An 18,340-nucleotide genomic window follows, 5' to 3' on the forward strand; every position below is an offset into this window, starting at 1 on the left:
GGGATGACGAAGCGGGGGGAGCGCTCGGTCCGTCGCGAACGGCGCGAATATCCCGATCCGAAGCCGCTCCAAGACAAAAGGTCCGGCGCCGCTGGGAGGCACCGGACCAGTTTCGTCTAGGGAGCAACTCCAGACGGTAACAGGTGGCGGGCGACGCGAAGGGCGCTGCCCGCGAATTCGTCAGAGCGCGTTGGTGGTCGCGGCGTCGGCGACGTTGCCGTCGGCGGCGTTCAGCGGCAGCGCGCCCGCGTCCGACAGATTCTCGTCGGCCGGCAGCGTCTCGTTCAGCGCGACGTCGTTGCCGATCTCGGCATTGAGCGCCGTATCATTGGCGGTGTCGGTCTTCGATCCGCACGCCGCCAGCGAGAGCGCCAGCGCCACCGCGGACATGCCCGCAACGATCTTCTTCATCAACGCACATCCCCTTCATGCTCGGCAGCAGAGCGCCGCCGTCCGCGCCAAACTACACCGATTCAGTAGGAGATCAACCCTGATCCGTTACTGCTGCCATCCGCGCCGCAACGCGACCCGCAACACCCGATCGTTGTTGGTCACGTACAGCGCCGCGCCGCCGTCGCCGAAGGCGGCATTGGCCGCCGGGGTAAGGGTCTCGATCAACCCGATCGGCTCGCCCTCCGGGGTCAGGAACATGATCCCGCCCGGCATCGAGCACACCAGCGTCCCGTCATGCGCCACCTTCATCCCGTCGGGCAGACCGGGCTTGCCCTGCTGGTGCCACGCCTTCGCCGACACCAGCACCCGCGATGCGCGCGGCATCCCGTCCCGTCCGAGATCGTAGGCCATGACGCGTGGATCGGCGTCGTCCGACACGGTGACGTACAGCCGCCGCTCGTCGGGTGACAGCGCGACGCCGTTGGGACGGGTCAGTGTGCCGTCGACCAGCACCGCTTCCCCGCCCGCGCGCCAGCGATAGACGCCGTTGACCGATTGTTCTTTCGCCGGCGAGCGATCGTCGCCGGCCAGTCCGTAAGGCGGATCGGTGAACCAGATCGCGCCGTCCTTTGCGACGTGCACATCATTGGGACTGTTGAACCTTTTGCCCTTGTAGCGGTCGACCAGCACCGTGCGTGCGCGCGTGCGGAGATCGACGCGATCGATCGATCGTCCGCCGCTGTTGGCGATCAGCAGCCCGCCGCTGCGGTCAAGCATCATGCCATTGGCGCCCGGCTCGCGCAGGATCGTGCGATCGGGATCGGGCGCGCCCGACGGCGACAGGAAGGTCGCCACCCCGCCGCCCCGCGACCAGCGCCGCACGATGTTGGCGGGCGGATCGGAGAACAGCAGATAGCCGCCATCGCGCGGCACCCACACCGGCCCCTCGGCCCATTGGATGCCGGTCGCGATCACCTCGACCGGGGTACCGGGCACGATGATCCGGTCGAAGGCGGGTGTCAGCCGCCGGAGCGTCACCGGCGCTGCGGCGTCGGCGAAGCCGGTCAGCGCCGCGCCGGCCAGCCCGGCCAGCACCGCTCGACGTCCCGGCCGGAGCGTTTCCATGGCGATCATCCTGCATTCCCTCGCAAATTCACTCTGCCGACACGCTGGCACGGATCGCAGTCTGCGCCAAACGGGTTCAGCGGCGATGGCGCACAAGAAACCGCATCTGCCCGAGAAGATCTGCGCAAGCTGTCACCGGCCGTTCGCATGGCGCAAGAAATGGGCGCGCGACTGGGAGCAGGTCAGATATTGCTCCGACCGCTGCCGCGGTACCGGCGAGCGCGCGGCGCCTTAGCCCCCCCGTTTGATCGCCCGGTGGTCGCGATCTGCGCCACCATCGCCACCTTCACCGCGCGCCACGCCGGTCGATCGTCGGCAGCGCGGCGAGGAAGTTCGCGATCTCGCGTCGCCGCGCATCGATGTCCGCCAATTCGCCATCGACGCCCAGCCGCCAGCGCAGCGAACGCCGCTCGGGCGCGTCGTGGAGTGCCGCGATCACGTCGGCGCGCTCCCCGACCTCGGCGGGCGTCTCCGCCAGCCCTGCCTCGACCAGCCCGTCAGCCTGCCGGCGCAGCGCGATCGCGATCTCGCGCAGCGACAGTTCGGGGTGATATTGCACGCCCCAGAACACGCCCTTGTCATGGCGGATCTCGGCGGCCTGCACGTGCGTCACCGCATTGCCCGCCAGCCGCGTCGCGCCCGGTGGCAGCGTCTCGACTTCGTCGCCATGCACCGCCGGCGCGTCCCAGGTCGGCGCGCGCCCGGCGAGCAGCGGATGGTCGCGTCCCTCCGCCGTGGCGACGATCCGGCGCGAGAAACCCGCCTCCATCCGCTCGGGCATCTTGCGCACCGTGCCGCCCGCCGCCGCCACCGCGACCTGCAACCCGGCGCACGATCCGAACGACGGCGTGCCCGACGCGAATACCGCGCGCATGAACGCCAGTTGCCGCCGCACCGCTGGGGTATCGTCATAGACGTGCAACGGCGACCCGGTCAGGAACACCGCGTCATACGACGCCAGGTGCGCGGGCGTGAACGTCGGTGCGTCGTCGTCGGCCGGTTGGCATATCTCGATCTCGGCATCGGGCTCCATCTGCCCCAGCGTATCGGCATAGCTCTCGCCCGAGCTTTGTCCGGTGTGCGCCCGCCGCGCCTCGCGCTCCTCGGGGGTTTCGCTCTGCGCGATCAGAAATCGGGGCACGCCGGTTCACCTGTGGTCATGTCGGGGAGTCGCGCAACGCACCGCACCGCCGCCAGGCCCCTGCCCGGTCGCGAAAACGTTGGCGCCCCACCCTTTGTCATCAAGCCTCCACAAACCGCGCCCATCCGCGCCGCGATCCGATCGCACAGAAAAGAGGTTCGCCCGTGCTCGTCTCCCGCCGCTCCCTGCTCGCCGGCGCCGGTGCGCTGACTGCCGCGCCGCTGTTCGCCGCCGGCGTCGACCCCGCCCGCGGCTTCACCCATTCGGTCGCCAGCGGCGAGCCGGGCGCGGACTCGGTGCTGCTCTGGACGCGCTGCGTGCTGGCGACGCCGGGCGAGGTGACCGCCGAGATCGCCGAACAGCCGGACATGCGCGGCGCGCGCGCGGTCGGCGCGCAGATCACCGGCGCGTGGCGCGACTGGACCGTCAAGCTCACCGCCGACGACCTCGCGCCCGATCGCTGGTACTGGTTCCGCTTCATCGCGCCCGACGGCACGCGCTCGCCCGTCGGCCGGACGCGCACGCTGCCCGCCGATGGCGTCCGTCCGTGGCGCGCGGCGATCTTCTCGTGCTCGAACATCGGCTTCGGCTTCTTCAACGCTTATGCGCATGCCGCCGCCCGCGAGGATCTCGACTGCGCGATCCACCTCGGCGATTATTTCTACGAATACAGCCCCGCCCATTACCCGGAGCCCAACCAGCTGGTCGCGGCGCGCCAGCCCACGCCGCTCGCCGAAACCATCCATCTCAACGATTACCGGCAACGTTTCGCGAGCTACCGCGCTGACCCCGATCTTCAGGCGCTTCACGCGCGGCTGCCGATGATCGCGCAATGGGACGATCATGAAAGCGCCAACGACAGCTGGGAGGGCGGCGCGCAGAACCACGATCCCGCCACCGAAGGCGACTGGAACCAGCGTCGCGCCGCCTCGATCCAGGCGTATCGCGAATGGATGCCGGTCTCCGATGATCCGTGGAAAAGCTACGATATCGGCGCGCTGGCCACGCTGTTCCGCACCGAGACCCGCCTGCTCGGCCGCACGCAGCAACCCGATCTCGATCCGTTGTTCAAGGCCGCCGACCCCGCCGCCGCGCTGCGCGCCTTCCGCGACGGCGCGTGGCAGGACCCGGGCGCGACGATGATGGGGTGGCAGCAGGAAAGCTGGCTCGACCACGCGCTCGCCGCGTCGGTGCGCAGCGGGCGGCGCTGGCAGGTGGTCGGCTTCGGGACGATCATGGGGCAGACGATGATGCCCGCCGATGCCGAGACCTGGGTTGCTGCCAGCCCCAGCCGCTACGTCACCGAAGGCATCGCCGCGGCCAAGGAAGGGCTGCCGTTCAACTTCGACAATTGGGGCGGTTACCCCGCGGCGCGTGCGCGCTTCCTGCGGCAGGTCCAGCAACTCGGCGGCAGCACGGTGCTGATCTCCGGCGACAGCCATAATGCGTGGGCCTATGATCTCGCGCAGGACGGCCATGCCGCCGCGGTCGAGTTCGCCGGGCACAGCGTCACCTCGCCGGGGTTCGAGAGCGGCACCGCCTACGACCCGCGCCGCATCGCCGCCGATCTCGTCCGCACCAACCCGGAACTGAAATGGTGCGACACGTCGCGGCGCGGCTATATGGCGCTGACGATCGAGGCGGAGCGCGTCCGCAACGACTGGATCATGGTCGACACGATCCGGCAGCGTACCCCGGGCGCCACGATCGGCCACAGCGCGACGGTGGCGCATGGCCGGAACGTCATGGCCTGACGCCGCGCCGACCTTCCCTCGTCGCCCCGGACTTGATCCGGGGCCCCGCTTCTTTCCGACAGAAGTAAGAAGCGGGATCCCGGATCAAGTCCGGGATGACGGGGTGAAGCTGGCATTGCGCCCCCTACGTCCGGCAGGCCGCATTGTCGTGAGGCCACCAACAGTAATGAATTAGAAACCATATAGTCACGCGCTCGCAAAGACTTGCGCGCAGGGGACCCTCAACGCCGCGCCGAAAAGGGGCAGGCGACCAAGGGGAAAGACCATGTTCCGTTCGATGCTGCTTGCTGGCAGTGCGCTGTTCGCCGTCACCGCCGCCCCGGCCCTCGCCGCCGATACGCCGCCCGCTACGCCCGCCGCCGACACACCCGCCGAAACCCCGGCCGACACGCAAGGCAGCGAAGTCGTCGTCCTCGGCTTCGGTCAGGCGCGGCAGGTGCAGACGATCACCGCCGCCGACATCGAACGCCAGACCCCCGGCACCACCCCGCTCAAGGCGCTCGCCAAGCTGCCGGGCGTCAATTTCCAGTCGGCCGACGCCTTCGGCGCCTATGAATGGTCCAGCCGCATCTCGCTGCGTGGCTTCAACCAGAACCAGCTCGGCTTCACGCTCGACGGCATCCCGCTCGGCGATATGAGCTACGGCAACGCCAACGGCCTCCACATCAGCCGTGCGATCATCTCGGAGAACGTCGGCACCACCACCGTCGCGCAGGGCGCGGGCGCGCTGGGCGAGGCGTCGACCTCCAACCTCGGCGGCACGCTGCAATTCACCTCGCGTCGCCCGTCCGACACGTTCGGGATCGCCGCGTCGGGCACCTACGGCTCGAACGACACCTACCGCGGCTTCGTCCGCGTCGACAGCGGCGACCTGACCGGCAACGGCCTGCGCGGCTATCTCAGCTACGGCTATCTCGAGGCCGGCAAGTGGAAGGGCGACGGCGTCCAGCGTCAGCATCAGGCGAATGCCAGGCTGGTGCAGGATTTCGGCGCGCGCGGCTCGATCACCGCCTTCTTCAACTTCTCGGATCGCCGCGAAAACGACTATCAGGACCTCAGCCTCGATATGATCCGGCGGCTGGGCTATGATGCCGACAATCTCGCCCCCGACTATGCGCGCGCACTGCAGTTCGCGCAGATCTACAACAATCAGGTCACCCGCGCGGGGTCGGCCACTGCGGCGCTGCCCTATCCGAATGCCGGGCTGACCTTCCCGTCGCCCTACACGTCGGTCGACGACGCTTATTACGATGCCGCCGGGCTGCGCCGCGACTATCTGACGGGGATCACGCTCGACGCGCCGCTGACCGAGGCGGTGACGCTGTCGGTGACGGGCTATTATCACGACAACCACGGTCAGGGCGTGTGGGTGACGCCGTATCTCGGCATCCCCGGAGGGGCGCCGCTGTCGATCCGTACCACCGAATATGACATCAATCGCGGCGGCTCGATCGCGCGACTGAAGGTGGAAACCGGCGCCAACCTGCTCGAAGTGGGCGGCTGGTACGAATCGAACAGCTTCCGCAACGCGCGACGCTTTTACGGCGTCGCGGCCGGATCGACCTTCTCCGGCAACGTGCTGTCGTTCCAGAAGGACCCCTTCGCCACGCAGTTCGACGTCGATTTCCAGACCGACACCAAGCTCTACTACGTCAGCGACCGCCTGACGCTCGGCCAGCTGACGCTGACCGGTGGATGGAAGGGCTATGAGGTCACCAACAAGGCGATCCCGCTCGTTGGCAGCCTCGCCAGCGGCCAGATCGAGGCACGCGACTGGTTCCTGCCGCAGGTCGGCGCGGTCTACGGTTTCGGCCCGGCCGAGGCGTTCGTGACCTATACCGAGAACATGCGCGCCTTCGTCTCGGCCGCGGTCGGCGCCTCGCCGTTCGCGACCACGCAGCAGGGATTCGACGCGATCCGCGGTCGCCTGCGCCCGGAGAAGTCGAAGACCGCCGAGGCCGGCCTGCGCTTCCGCGCCGGCGGGTTTCAGGGGTCGATCGCGGGCTATTACGTCGATTTCGCGAACCGCCTGCTCGCCTACACCAACGGTGCCGGGATCGTCGGCAATCCGGTGACGCTCCAGAACGTCGGCGGCGTCGAGAATTACGGCGCGGAGGCGACCGCGCTCTACAAGCTCGCGCCCCCGCTTTCGATCTTCGCCTCCTATTCGTACAACCATTCCCAATATAAGGACGACGTGATCGGCGCGAACGGCGCGCTCATCACCGCGACCCGCGGCAAAACCGTCGTCGACAGCCCGCGCCACATGGCCAAGGGCGAGATCGTCTATGACGACGGCCGCTTCCTTGCGCGGGTCGGCGCCGATTACATGAGCAAGCGCTACTTCACCTATACCAACGACCAGTCGGTGGGCGACCGCGTGCTGGTCGATGCGACGATCGGCTACACGATCGGCGATCTCGGCGGGCTGCACGGCGTTCGCGTCGAAGGCAGCGCCACCAACCTGCTCGACAAGCGCTACGTCTCGACGATCGGCTCGAACGGCTTCACCGGTAGCGGCGACAACCAGACGCTGCTCGCCGGCGCGCCACGCCAGTTCTTCGTCTCGCTGCGCACCGGCCTCTGATCGCCTCTTCCTCTCGAAAGTCCTGGCATATGCGTCATCTTCTGATCGCGGGCGTCGCCCCGCTCGCCCTGATCGTCTCGGTCCCCGCCCTCGCGCAGAGCAGCGCGAACACACCCGCCCCCACCGACGAACCCGCCGCCGCCGAGTCGACGGGTGACGACGTCATCGTCACCGGCGCCGCGACCCGCGCGGTCGCGCAGATCACCAATGTCGACATCCAGAGGGTGCTGCCCGGCATCAGCCCGCTCAAGGCGCTCCAGACGCTACCCGGCGTCACCTATCTGACCTCGGATCCGTGGGGCAACAACGAGCAGAACATCTCGCTGTTCGTCCACGGCTTCAACGCGCAGCAGCTCGGCTATACGCTCGACGGCGTGCCGCTCGGCGATCAGAATTACGGCAATTACAACGGCCTCAGCCCGCAGCGCGCGGCGATCTCGGAGAATGTCGGCCGTGTCGTGCTCGCCTCGGGCGCGGGCGACCTCGGCACCGCCTCGACCAGCAACCTCGGCGGGACGATCGACACCTTCACCAGCGACCCGAAGCCGGAATTCGGCATCAGCGCCGCGCAGACCGTCGGCAGCTACGAGGCGACGCGCAGCTACGTCCGCCTCGACAGCGGCGACATCGGCCAGAACACGCGCTTCTACATTTCGGGCGTCCGCCAGCGTGCGCGGGCGTGGGACTTCGAGGGCTATCAGAAGGGCTGGCAGGGCAATGCCAAGCTGGTCCACGACGACGCAAACGGCAAGCTGACCGCCTATTTCGCCTATTCCGACAAGGCCGAGCCCAACGAAGACGCGACCGTCGTCTCCGCGACGCAGGCCTACCAGCCCTACATCCGCCCGTTCCTCTACCCCAATTTCACGGCCATGCAGGCGTATCTCGCCAACCAGCTGCCGTATAACAACGCCGCCAGCTATGCGGCGTCGGGCGCGAACTACAGCAATTACTACAGCGCCGCGCTGCGCACCGACTATCTCGGCTATCTCAAATACGACTGGAACGTCACCGACCGCGTGACCTTCTCCAACCAGGCGTATTTCCACCACAATGACGGCGTCGGGATCGTCGCCGGCCCGATCACGGTCGCCGGGCTGCCGCAGCTCTTCTCCTTCTATTATCCCGGCGTCGCGGGCAGCAGCCCGACCTCGACCGCGAACCTCGCACGCCTCTCGACGATCTTCGGCGGCTCCGGCCTCGCAACGCGCACCACCGAATATCGCATCGACCGCGTTGGCGGCATTTCCACGCTGCGCGCCGAACTCGGCAACCACACGTTCGAGCTGGGCGGCTGGTACGAGCATCAAAGCTCGGCCGCCTACCGCCGCTGGTACGCGCTCGACGTCAACGACCCGTCCTCGCCCTATGAGCGCCCGCGCGACCTCGCCGATCCGCTCATCACGCAATATGGCAGCGAGATCCGCGTGACCGAGATCCAGGCGCACATCCAGGACGCGTGGAAGATTATCCCCACGCTGACGCTCCAGGCCGGGTTCAAGAGCACCTTCCAGCATGCGCGCCAGCGCGTGCCGGTGCAGCCGATCCCGGGCTCGTTCACCGGCTCGCGCGAATTGCCGGTCGGCCGGATCAATACCGACGAATGGTTCCTGCCGCAGGTCGGCGTGCTGTGGGATGCGACCGACCACGAACAGATCTTCGTCAATGCGCAGAAGAACATCCGCCAGTTCCAGACCAGCGCCGCCGCCGGCCTGTCGCCGTTCGCGCTCGGCAGCCAGACGCTGTTCGAGTTCTTCAAGGACAATACCAAGCCGGAGACGAGCTGGACCTATGAAGGCGGCATCCGCACCCGCCGCGCGCTCGACCTCGGCCCGCTGACCGGGTTCGAGGGCCAGATCAGCTATTATCACGTCGACTTCTCGAACCGGCTGCTCGCGATCAGCCCGACCACGACGATCACCGCAATCATCAGCGGCGCACCGATCATTGCCAACGTCGGCAGCGTAAAGACCGACGGCGTCGACGCGGCGGCGACGCTGCGCTTCGGCGACCGTTTCTCGCTCTACAATGCGCTGTCGTACAACAATTCGCGCTACGCCGATAACTACACCGTCGGCGCCGCGCAGACCGTCGTCCCGACCGCCGGCAAGAAGGTCCCCGGCTCGCCCGACTGGCTCAACAAGACGATTGCGACGCTTCATGGCGACGGGGTGGAGCTGCAGCTGATCGGCGACTATATCGGGCGCCGCTATGCCACGTTCACGAACGATCTGATGGTGCCGGGCTATTTCACCCTCTCGGGTCGCATCGGCTTCGAGCTGCCGGTGTCGGGCGAAGGTCTGGCCAGGAAGCTGAACGTCAGCCTCAACGTCACCAACATCACCGACAAGAAGGCCTATTCGACGATCAGCGTCGGCGCGGCATCGGGGACGTACAATTTCTTCCCGCTCGCGCCGCGTCAGGCGTTCGTCACGCTCAGCGCAGGCCTCTGAGCGTGATGACCCGCCGCGCCGCGCTCGGCTCCGCGATCGCGCTGGGGGTGGCTTCCACCGCCGGCGCGGCGTCGCCCGCGAAGAAGCCGCTGGTGTTCGCGCACCGCGGCGCGTCGGCGCTGCGTCCCGAACACACGCTCGGCGCCTATGCCAAGGCGATCGCGGACGGTGCCGACTTCATCGAGCCCGATCTGGTCCCGACGAAGGACGGCGTGCTGGTCGCGCGGCACGAGAACAACATCGTCGAGACGACCGATGTCGCCGACCACCCCGGATTTGCATCGCGCCGCACGACGAAGACGATCGACGGCGAGCCGCAGACCGGCTGGTTCACCGAGGATTTCACGCTCGCCGAGCTGAAGACGCTGCGGGCGAAGGAACGGCTCGGCACGGTGCGCCCCGAAAGCCGCAGCTATGACGGCCAGTTCCAGATCGTCACGCTTGACGAGGTCATCGACTTCACCGCGGCCGAGGCGGCAGCACGCGGGCGGACGATCGGGCTGGTCCCCGAGCTGAAACATTCGACCTATTTTGCCGGGATCGGGCTGCCGGTCGAGGACCGCTTCCTCGCGGTGATCGCCGCGCACGCCTACACCCGCCGCGCCCCGGTGCAATTGCAGTCGTTCGAGGTCGCGAACCTGCGCTACGTCCGCGGCAAGCTGCCGAAGGTGGGCAACCTCCGGCTCGTCCAGCTCATCGGCGACCCCGCGCAGAAGCCGGCCGATGTGGTGAAGGCCGGCGGCACGCTCGACTATCGCACGATGGTGTCGCCCGCCGGGCTGCGCGAGATGGCGCGTTATGCCGATATCGTCGCGCCGAACACGCGGATGCTGATCCCGCTCGCCGCCGACGGGCGGCTTGGTGCGCCGACCACGTTGGTCGCCGACGCGCACGCTGCCGGCCTCGAGCTCTGCCCCTGGACCTTCCGTCCCGAAAACCGCTTCCTCGCCGCCGACTTCCGCAGCAATGCCGGACCGGACGCGCGTCATGACGCCGGATCGGTCGCCGAGATGCGCCGCTATATCGCGCTCGGTGTCGACTCGTTCTTCACCGACGATCCGGCGCTTGGGCGACTGGCCGTGGACGGCACCCGATAAAGCGGTTGCGCCAACGCCGTCCGGCTCGTATATTGGGATGCGGCTGGTGTAGTCTTTCGCTTCATCGGCTTTCCCGACGGCTCCGCAGCGATGCGGGGCCGTTGTGCTTTGCGCCGGTTTCGGCGTTGTCGTTCCCCAAGGAGAATTTCGCAGCATGGCAGGTTACAAGGCCCCGGACTTCAACCAGCGCGCCGCCTCTGCCCGCGACGCCAAGGCACGCGCGCTTGAGGCGTTGAAGAACAAGGCCGCCCCCGATCCTGCAGAGGTCGCCGCCCGTCTCGCCGCGCGTGAGGCCAAGGAAGCCGCCGAGGCGGAAAAGCGCGAAGAGCGCAAGGCGGCGATCGCCGCCGAAAAGGCCGCCAAGGAAGAGGCGCGCGCGCAGGCCGCTGCCGAGGAAGCCGCTGCCGCCGAAGCCGCCGCTGCCGCCAAGCGCCCACCGGTCATGCCGACCGCGGCCGAGATGAAGGCGGCGCGCGACGCCCGCTACGCCGCGCGCAAGGCTCGCCAGAAGAAGTGATCCGCCCCGAACTGCTCGGCGTCGCAGAGGTGCCGGGCGGGCCGCCGCTACGTCTGTTCCGCCGCGGCGCGGACTTCATGATCGTGCTCGAACGCAATGAACTGATGAGCACGCGGATGAGCGGCTCGGAAGTGGCGCTCGGCACGATGACGTGCGACCGGCTGGCGGACAATCCCGCGCCGCGGCTGCTGATCGGTGGCTACGGTATGGGCTTCACGTTGCGTGCGGTGCTCGCCCGGCTGGGTGCAGCGGCGCAGGTCACGGTCGCCGAGCTGGTGCCCGGCATCATCGAATGGGCGTGCGGGCCGATGGCGGCGCTTACCGACGGCTGCCTCGACGATCCGCGCGTAACGCTCGAGATGGGCGATGTCGGCGCGGCGATCGCCGCGGGCAGCGGACGCTATGACGCGATCCTGCTCGACGTCGACAACGGCCCCGACGGGCTGACCCGCCCCGCCAACGATGGCCTGTACGGCCCGCGCGGACTGGCCGCGGCGCGTGCCGCCCTGCGGCCCGGCGGCGTACTGGCGGTCTGGTCGGCCGCGCCCGACCCCCGCTTCGCCCGCCGCTTCGCCGACAGCGGATTCGCGGTCGACGAGGTCAAGGTCCGCGCGCGCGAGAACGGCAAGGGCGCGACCCACGTCATCTGGTTCGGGACCCGGCGTTAGGCCCGGCCGGCGCTGCTAACCTGACCCGTCATTGGAGCGTAGCGAAGCAATCCAGAGCCGAATCAGGACGCCCTGGATTGCCGCTGCGCTCGCAATGACGAGTGGCATATTCTTCCGCACCTCATCATGATTTAAAGCCAGGCCTCACCCCGGTAGAAGATGCGGTGCCGGGTAGATCAAACCTTCGCGACCAACCCCTGCCAACCGACTGTCACCCGCCGCAGCCTGATGGTAGAGGCCGCCGCATGGGTCACGGGCACAACCACCACCACAATCACGATCACGGCCATGATCACGGCCATTCCCATGCACACGCCACCCCGCCCGAGCGCTGGGACCATGTGTTCGCGATCGGGATCGCACTGAATCTCGTTTATGTCGTCGCGGAAGGCGTCGCCGGCTGGCTGTTCGATTCGGTCGCGCTACTCGCCGACGCCGGGCACAACCTGTCCGATGTCCTCGGGCTCGCGGTGGCATGGGGCGGCGCGGCACTGGCGCGGACCGCACCGTCGAAGCGCTTCACCTACGGGCTGAAGGGATCGACGATCCTCGCCGCGCTCGCCAACGCGCTGCTGCTGCTGGTCGCGATCGGTGCGATCGCACTGGAGGCGGTGCACCGCTTTGGGTCCGCGCCCGCCGTGCCGGGGCTCACCGTCTCGGCGGTCGCCGCGCTCGGCATCGTCGTCAACGCGATCACCGCCTGGCTGTTCGCGCGGGGGCGCAAGGGCGACGTCAACGTGCGCGGCGCCTATCTCCACATGCTCGCCGACGCGCTGGTCTCGGCCGGCGTCGTCGCTGCGGGGGTCGTCATCTGGCTGACCGGTGCGGCGTGGATCGACCCGCTCGTCAGCCTCGTCATCGCGGTGGTGATCTTCTGGCAGACGTGGGGGCTGCTGCGCGAGACGATCGAGATGTCGTTGTCGGCGGTCCCGCGCGGGATCGACTATGACCGGGTCAAGGACGCGCTCGCCGCGCTGCCCGGCGTCGAGGCGGTCCACGATCTCCACATCTGGCCGATGTCGACCACCGAACCGAGCCTGACCGCGCATCTGCGCATCCCGGCGGGGCATCCGGGCGACACGTTTCTGGAAGGCGTGCAGGCAATGCTGCACGAACGCTTCGGAATCGGCCATACGACGGTACAGATCGAAACCGGTACCGCCTGTGCGCTCGCCGATGAGCGCACCGTCTAGGCTATTTTCGCATCAGTTCGCGTCCCAGGAACGCATTCAGCAGCGCCGCGCGGCGCGCATCTTCGGCGTGATCGGCCCCGACCGAATGGCCGCCCTCCAGATATTCGTGGAAGTAAACGGTGTTGCCGTTCTGCTTGAGCAACGCCGCCAGCTTGCGCGCATGCCCCGGGTGAACCCGGTCATCCTTGGTAGAAAGATAAAAGAACACAGGCGGATAGCAAACGCCGGCCTTGACGTTCTGATACGGTGAATACCGCCGGATGAACGCCCAGTCGGCCGGCTTGTCGGGATCGCCATATTCATCGATCCACGACGCCCCCGCGGACAAATGCGAATACCGCCGCATATCCTCCAACGGCGAGCCCGCAATCACCGCGCCATACAGGTCAGGCCGCTGCTGCATCGCCACCCCGACCAGCAATCCGCCGTTCGAACGTCCTGAAATCCCGATCTTTCCTTTGGTCGACACGCCGGTGCGGACCAGATCGTCGCCGACCGCATGAAGGTCATCGAACACGTTCTGACGCTTTTCACGCAGCCCTGCCTGATGCCAGCGCGGCCCATATTCGCCGCCGCCGCGCAGGTTGGCGAGCACATAGGCCCCGCCCTGCTCGACCCAGAACAGTGCCAGCGGCCCGGCGCGATATGGCTGTTCGGTGAGATAAGTTGGCGTCTGCGCGGCCCGGAAACCGCCATAGGCGTGGATCAGCGTCGGCGCGGGAGCGGTCACGCCCTTCCTGGTGACGAGGAAATACGGCACGCGCGTCCCGTCACGCGATGTCGCAAAGCGTTGCACCACCTGATATTTCGTCGCGTCGAACCGTGCCGGGAGCGCCTGTACCGCGCGCGGCTTCTCGCCCGTGCGCACCGCATAGAGCGTCGGCGGGGTGAGCATCCCCTCGACGGTGACGAACGCCTCATCGCTCTTGCCCGTCGTCGCGCCGAGGTGGAGCGTGCTGTTGCCGGGCAGCGCAACCGACGTTTGCGCCCAGCGACCATCCGCCTGTCGCCGCAACGCGAGCAGCCTGCCGGACACGTCGTCGAGCAACTTGACCCACAAGACATTGTCGCTGGCCGAAACTTCCTCGATCGCCTGCGTCGCGCCCGGTGCCATCACCAGTTCGCCCTTGGGGTGGCGCCCGGCGACAATATCGGGGAGCGACCAGGCGACGAGCGCGCCGGCCGGGAAGCCGTCCGCAGGCTTGTTGAGCTTCGCGATCGCGCGTCCGCCGATCACGTCGGTGACGTCGGCGCCCTTGGGCAGCCCCAGCGGAATGAACCTGCCATCCGTCGCCTGCACCAGCAATTCGCGCTCGAAGAAGGTGTGGCCGACGCTGACCATCGGCCAGCGCCGCTGCGCGTCGACAAAGGGTGCCGCGCCGACCTCCACCGCGCTTGCGGGGGACTCGTGAACGGTCGTCGCGGCCGCTAAGGGCGTGCCGCGCCTCCACAATTTCGCGATGCGCGGATAGCCCGAGGTGGTGAGCGCGCCCGCGCCCCAGTCGGTCGCGACCAGCAATGTATCACGATCGACCCACGCCACGTCGCTCTTCGCCTCCGGTAGCGTGAAGCCGTCGTTGACGAAACGGCCGGTGGTCAGGTCGAACTCGCGGACGACCTGCGCATCGGTGCCGCCGGGGCTGAGCCGGACGAGGCAGCGCGCGTAATCGGGCTCGAGGCAGCTCGCGCCGTGCCAGACCCAGCTCTTGCCCTCCGCCTTGCCGAGCGCGTCGACGTCGATCAGCGTGCGCCATTGCGGGCGACCGGCGCGATAGTCGGCGAGCGTCGCGACACGCCACAGCCCGCGGGGATTTTTCGCGTCGCGCCAGAGGTTTGTGACGCGGTCGCCGAGTACCGTGTCGACGTCGGCGATCTGCGCCTCGTCATCGAGGATCGCCTTGGCGCGGGCGCGATCCTGCTCGAAACGCGGGCTTTTGGTGAGCTGCGCCTCGGTTTCGGCATTCCACGCCTTGACCTGCTGGAGCGCGCGGGAGCCTTCGATGTCCTCCAGCCAGAGGTAGGGGTCGGCGGCGGGGGCGGCGGCGAGGACCAGCGGGGCGAGCGCGAGCGGGAGCAGACGTTTCATCGGGGATCAGCGTAGCGGGCAGCGCGGGGGATAGGAAGCGCGGGGGCGGATGTTGGCGATGGTTGCGCCAGACGCGGGGGAGATGCGCGCGTGCGGTTTGAAGCGCACTGACAAGATGCGTGAATGTTGGCTATCGTGGTTTGGAAAGTGTTGTCGATGTTTGCAGTGTGGTGCGCGGTTTGTCGCGGTTGCGCAGGGAAGAAGCAGGATCCCGGGTCAAGCCCGGGATGACGGCGTCAGCCCCCGCGCCGTCGCCCCTGCGGAGGCAGGGGCCTATGGCTGTTTCGTCCGGGTGGGCGGGTTGACACAGGCGCTCCGGTCTTCGTGGCGGCGTTGCGCGCGACGAGACCGACATGGGCCCCTGCCTCCGCAGGGACGACGGCACCGTCCGTCAGTCGCCCGTCACTTTCGCTGGACCCAGGTCGCCCTGCCCGACGGTCGTGCTCGCCATTTCCAGCATTGCGTCGAGGCTCTTCTTGGCCTGCACGCGCAGCCCTTCGTCCATCTCGATCCGCGGGGTGAGATCACGCAGCGCGACGTAGAGCTTTTCCAGCGTATTGAGCGCCATGTACGGGCAGATGTTGCAGTTGCAGTTCCCGTCCGCGCCCGGCGCGCCGATGAAGGTCTTGCCCGGCAGCGCCTTTTCCATCTGGTGGATGATGTGCGGCTCGGTTGCGACGATCAGCGTGTCGCCCAATCCCTGCTGCTCCATCGCCATCGCATATTCGAGAATGCCACGCGTCGAGCCGACATAGTCGGCATGGTCGAGGATCACCGCCGGGCATTCCGGATGCGCGACGATCGGCGCGTTCGGATGCTGCGCACGCAGCTTGAGCAGCTCGGTTTCGCTGAACGCTTCGTGAACGATGCACACGCCCGGCCACAGGATCAGGTCGCGCCCGGTCTTGCGTGCGAGATAGCCGCCGAGGTTGCGGTCGGGGCCGAAGATGATCTTCTGCTCGGGCGGGATCCTGGCGAGGATCGTCTCGGCCGAGGAGGAGGTGACGATGACGTCGCTGAGCGCCTTCACCGCCGCCGAGCAATTGATGTAGGTGAGCGCGATCGCATCGGGATGCTGCGCGCGGAAGGCGGCGAATTGCTCGGGTGGGCAGCTGTCCTCGAGACTGCACCCGGCGTCCATGTCGGGGAGGATCACCGTCTTGTGCGGCGACAGGATCTTGGCGGTCTCGGCCATGAAGCGCACGCCGCAGAAGGCGATGACGTCGGCGTCGGTGGCCTGCGCCTTGCGGCTGAGGTCGAGGCTGTCGCCGACGAAATCCGCGAGGTCCTGGATCTCGGGCTTCTGGTAATAATGCGCGAGGATCACGGCGTTGCGCTCCTTGCGGAGGCGGTCGATCTCGGCGCGCAGGTCGAGGCCCGTCAGGTTCGTCGGCTGTTCCATGCCGCAGCAGATGGCCCGTGTGCGGGGCGCAATCAAGCGAATCAGTGCGGGGCGTCTTGCATCGACAGGCTCAGCACGAACGGTTGGCCATTATCCGCGCGGATCAGGACATACTCCCACGTCCGTCACCCCGGACTTGATCCGGGGCCCCGCTTCTTCGGCGCTGCCCATAGACGAAGAAGCGGGATCCCGGATCAAGTCCGGGATGACGGGTTGAAGGAGGTGGCCGGTAGCGCGGTTTTGCCTACCGCGCGTTGCCGAGCACTTCCTCCAGCGAGCGCGTCAGGTCCCATTGGTCGCGATTGTCGGGGCGCGCCTCGCCGGCGAAACGCACCTCGACGTTGACCGGCAGATTGGCGGCCTCCAGCGTGCCCTCGAACAAGCGTTCGAGCGCGCTGCGGGCGTTCTCGCGCGCCTTGTCGATGTTCTCGGGCTCGCGCGCCTTGGCCGCGACCACTTCGGTCGCCTTGGCCGACACCTTCTTCTGCAACTCGGCCATCGCGCCGCGCGGCGGGAGGACGCCGGTGGTGGTGTCGATCGTCACGCGGCTCTCGTCGATATTGGGCGCGCCGACCGTCACGTCGGGAACCTCGACCAGCAAGCGGCGGCGGCGCCCGTCGTAGCGGAAGTCGCGCGGGCGCAAGCTGCCCAGCGGGACGAAATAATCGACATCATACGGCGCCTTGATGACGCGGACGTATTTCAGCCAGCCCCACATCCGCGTCGCCGCGGCGGTCGACTGGACGGTGCCCGACAGATGGCTGACGCGCAGCTCGTTGCTGCCGTACAGGCGCCCGGCGACGACGCGTGCGACCGCGACGCCGCTCGCATCGGTGGCCACGGTGTATTTCTCGGTGACATAGCGATAGCCGACGAAGGTCGCGACGAGGATCGCGGTCGCGATCGCCAGCGATACCAGCAGCTTGCCGAGCCCGGTCAGATGCTCCGCCATGCGTCCCCGTCCTCCACCACCAGCCCGCGCCGCGCGAGATCGATCAGGTGCGCGAGCACCGAGCGCGACGCCGCGCCCAGCAGCCGCGCGTCGAGCCCGACGTACATGCGCGCGACCATCGCCGCGATCGGCTGCGGCCCTTCGCGCAGCAGCCGCAGTATCTGCCCCTCGCGCTGCTTGCGATGCCCGAGCATCCCGCGCACCAGCCGCTGCGGGCGCTCGACCGCCTCGCCGTGACCGGGGTAATAGATGCGGTCGTCGCGCAGCAGCAGCTTTTCGAGGCTTGCCATGTAATCGCCCATGTCGCCGTCCGGCGGCGAGACGACGCTGGTCGCCCAGCCCATCACATGATCGCCCGAGAAGAGCGCGTCGGTCTCGGCGAGCGCGAAGGCGAGATGGTTGGCGGTGTGACCGGGGGTGGCAATCGCCTGAAGCGTCCAGCCGTCGCCGGCGACCTGCTCGCCGTCCGCGAGCACGCAATCGGGGGCGTAGGCGGCGTCGAAGGCGGCATCCGCTTGCTCGCCGGCGTCGCGCACTACCAGCGGGGCGCAGCCGACGATCGGTGCGCCGGTCTCGGCGGCGAGCCGGCGCGCGGCGGGGGAATGGTCGCGATGGTGGTGGGTGATGAGGATCGCGCGGAGCGGGCGACCGGCGATCGCGCGCACAAGCGCGGCGTGGTGCGCGTCAACGGCGGGACCGGGGTCGATGATTGCGAGATCGCTGGTGCCGACGAGATGCGTCTGCGTGCCGGTATAGGTGTAGGCGGAAGCATTGGGGGCGAGCACGCGCGTCACCAGAGGTTCCAGCGTTATCGCCACGCCGGTGGGGAGGTCGTCTGCCATCTGTGCTTCACATGGCGGCGGGGCGCGGCGGGTGCAAGGGTTGCGGGCCGCTCACTCCCCCGCTCTTCCTCTTCGTCATTGCGAGCGTAGCGAAGCAATCCAGGGTACCGCGCGGAACACTGGATTGCTT

At 68.0% G+C, this 18,340-nt stretch carries 15 protein-coding genes; 8 read left to right on the forward strand and 7 right to left on the reverse strand.

The features are described 5' to 3' along the window. Window positions 1–180: 180 nt before the first annotated feature. Both BACI71_RS10615 and BACI71_RS10620 read right to left on the reverse strand, forming a co-directional pair. A complete protein-coding gene (locus BACI71_RS10615) occupies window positions 181–411 on the reverse strand; it encodes a hypothetical protein (protein WP_159758418.1) in 231 nt (76 codons plus the stop codon). An 87-nt stretch (window positions 412–498) separates the two neighbouring features. Beyond that, on the reverse strand, window positions 499–1,527 hold the full coding sequence (locus BACI71_RS10620) for an SMP-30/gluconolactonase/LRE family protein (protein ID WP_159758420.1): 1,029 nt from the start codon (window positions 1,525–1,527) through the stop codon (window positions 499–501). Window positions 1,528–1,603: 76 nt separating this feature from the next. Here BACI71_RS10620 and BACI71_RS10625 point away from each other — a divergent pair, with 76 nt between their 5' ends. Next, a complete protein-coding gene (locus BACI71_RS10625) occupies window positions 1,604–1,753 on the forward strand; it encodes a DUF2256 domain-containing protein (RefSeq protein ID WP_159761116.1) in 150 nt (49 codons plus the stop codon). Between the two features lie 51 nt (window positions 1,754–1,804). Here BACI71_RS10625 and BACI71_RS10630 read toward each other — a convergent pair whose 3' ends face one another. Continuing rightward, on the reverse strand, window positions 1,805–2,659 hold the full coding sequence (locus BACI71_RS10630; RefSeq protein ID WP_159758422.1) for a type 1 glutamine amidotransferase: 855 nt from the start codon (window positions 2,657–2,659) through the stop codon (window positions 1,805–1,807). A 164-nt stretch (window positions 2,660–2,823) separates the two neighbouring features. On the opposite strand from BACI71_RS10630, the gene BACI71_RS10635 reads away from it, so the two are divergent. The 7 genes from BACI71_RS10635 (at window position 2,824) to BACI71_RS10665 (ending at window position 12,928) form a co-directional block, all read left to right on the forward strand. Then, complete coding sequence (locus tag BACI71_RS10635; protein WP_159758424.1) at window positions 2,824–4,413, forward strand: alkaline phosphatase D family protein; 1,590 nt, start codon at window positions 2,824–2,826, stop codon at window positions 4,411–4,413. A gap of 265 nt (window positions 4,414–4,678) precedes the next feature. Then, the gene (locus BACI71_RS10640) at window positions 4,679–7,000 is read left to right on the forward strand and encodes a TonB-dependent receptor domain-containing protein (protein ID WP_159758426.1); all 2,322 of its coding nucleotides are present in this window, start codon (window positions 4,679–4,681) and stop codon (window positions 6,998–7,000) included. A 29-nt stretch (window positions 7,001–7,029) separates the two neighbouring features. Then, window positions 7,030–9,453, forward strand: a complete 2,424-nt coding sequence (locus BACI71_RS10645) for a TonB-dependent receptor (protein WP_159758428.1) — start codon at window positions 7,030–7,032, stop codon at window positions 9,451–9,453. 5 nt (window positions 9,454–9,458) lie between these two features. After that, window positions 9,459–10,550 (forward strand): glycerophosphodiester phosphodiesterase, encoded by a 1,092-nt coding sequence (locus tag BACI71_RS10650; protein WP_159758430.1) that lies wholly within the window; start codon window positions 9,459–9,461, stop codon window positions 10,548–10,550. A gap of 154 nt (window positions 10,551–10,704) precedes the next feature. Further along, a complete protein-coding gene (locus BACI71_RS10655; protein ID WP_159758432.1) occupies window positions 10,705–11,067 on the forward strand; it encodes a DUF6481 family protein in 363 nt (120 codons plus the stop codon). Further along, complete coding sequence (locus BACI71_RS10660) at window positions 11,064–11,735, forward strand: spermidine synthase (RefSeq protein ID WP_159758434.1); 672 nt, start codon at window positions 11,064–11,066, stop codon at window positions 11,733–11,735. Before BACI71_RS10655 ends, BACI71_RS10660 begins: the two co-directional genes overlap by 4 nt. Before the next feature lie 245 nt (window positions 11,736–11,980). Beyond that, a complete protein-coding gene (locus BACI71_RS10665; RefSeq protein WP_159758436.1) occupies window positions 11,981–12,928 on the forward strand; it encodes a cation diffusion facilitator family transporter in 948 nt (315 codons plus the stop codon). A gap of 1 nt (window position 12,929) precedes the next feature. Here BACI71_RS10665 and BACI71_RS10670 read toward each other — a convergent pair whose 3' ends face one another. From BACI71_RS10670 to BACI71_RS10685, 4 genes are all read right to left on the reverse strand, one after another. Beyond that, entirely contained in the window at window positions 12,930–15,014 is a 2,085-nt protein-coding gene (locus BACI71_RS10670; protein ID WP_159758438.1) for a prolyl oligopeptidase family serine peptidase, read from the reverse strand. Window positions 15,015–15,405: 391 nt separating this feature from the next. Further along, entirely contained in the window at window positions 15,406–16,416 is a 1,011-nt protein-coding gene (gene nadA / locus BACI71_RS10675; RefSeq protein ID WP_159758440.1) for a quinolinate synthase NadA, read from the reverse strand. Window positions 16,417–16,660: 244 nt separating this feature from the next. Then, complete coding sequence (locus BACI71_RS10680) at window positions 16,661–17,368, reverse strand: DUF4230 domain-containing protein (RefSeq protein WP_159758442.1); 708 nt, start codon at window positions 17,366–17,368, stop codon at window positions 16,661–16,663. After that, on the reverse strand, window positions 17,353–18,210 hold the full coding sequence (locus tag BACI71_RS10685; protein ID WP_159758444.1) for an MBL fold metallo-hydrolase: 858 nt from the start codon (window positions 18,208–18,210) through the stop codon (window positions 17,353–17,355). The genes BACI71_RS10680 and BACI71_RS10685 overlap by 16 nt, the downstream gene beginning before the upstream one ends. Window positions 18,211–18,340 lie beyond the last annotated feature (130 nt).

It is taken from the genome of Sphingomonas sp. 8AM (assembly GCF_902506455.1).
GTDB lineage: Bacteria > Pseudomonadota > Alphaproteobacteria > Sphingomonadales > Sphingomonadaceae > Sphingomonas.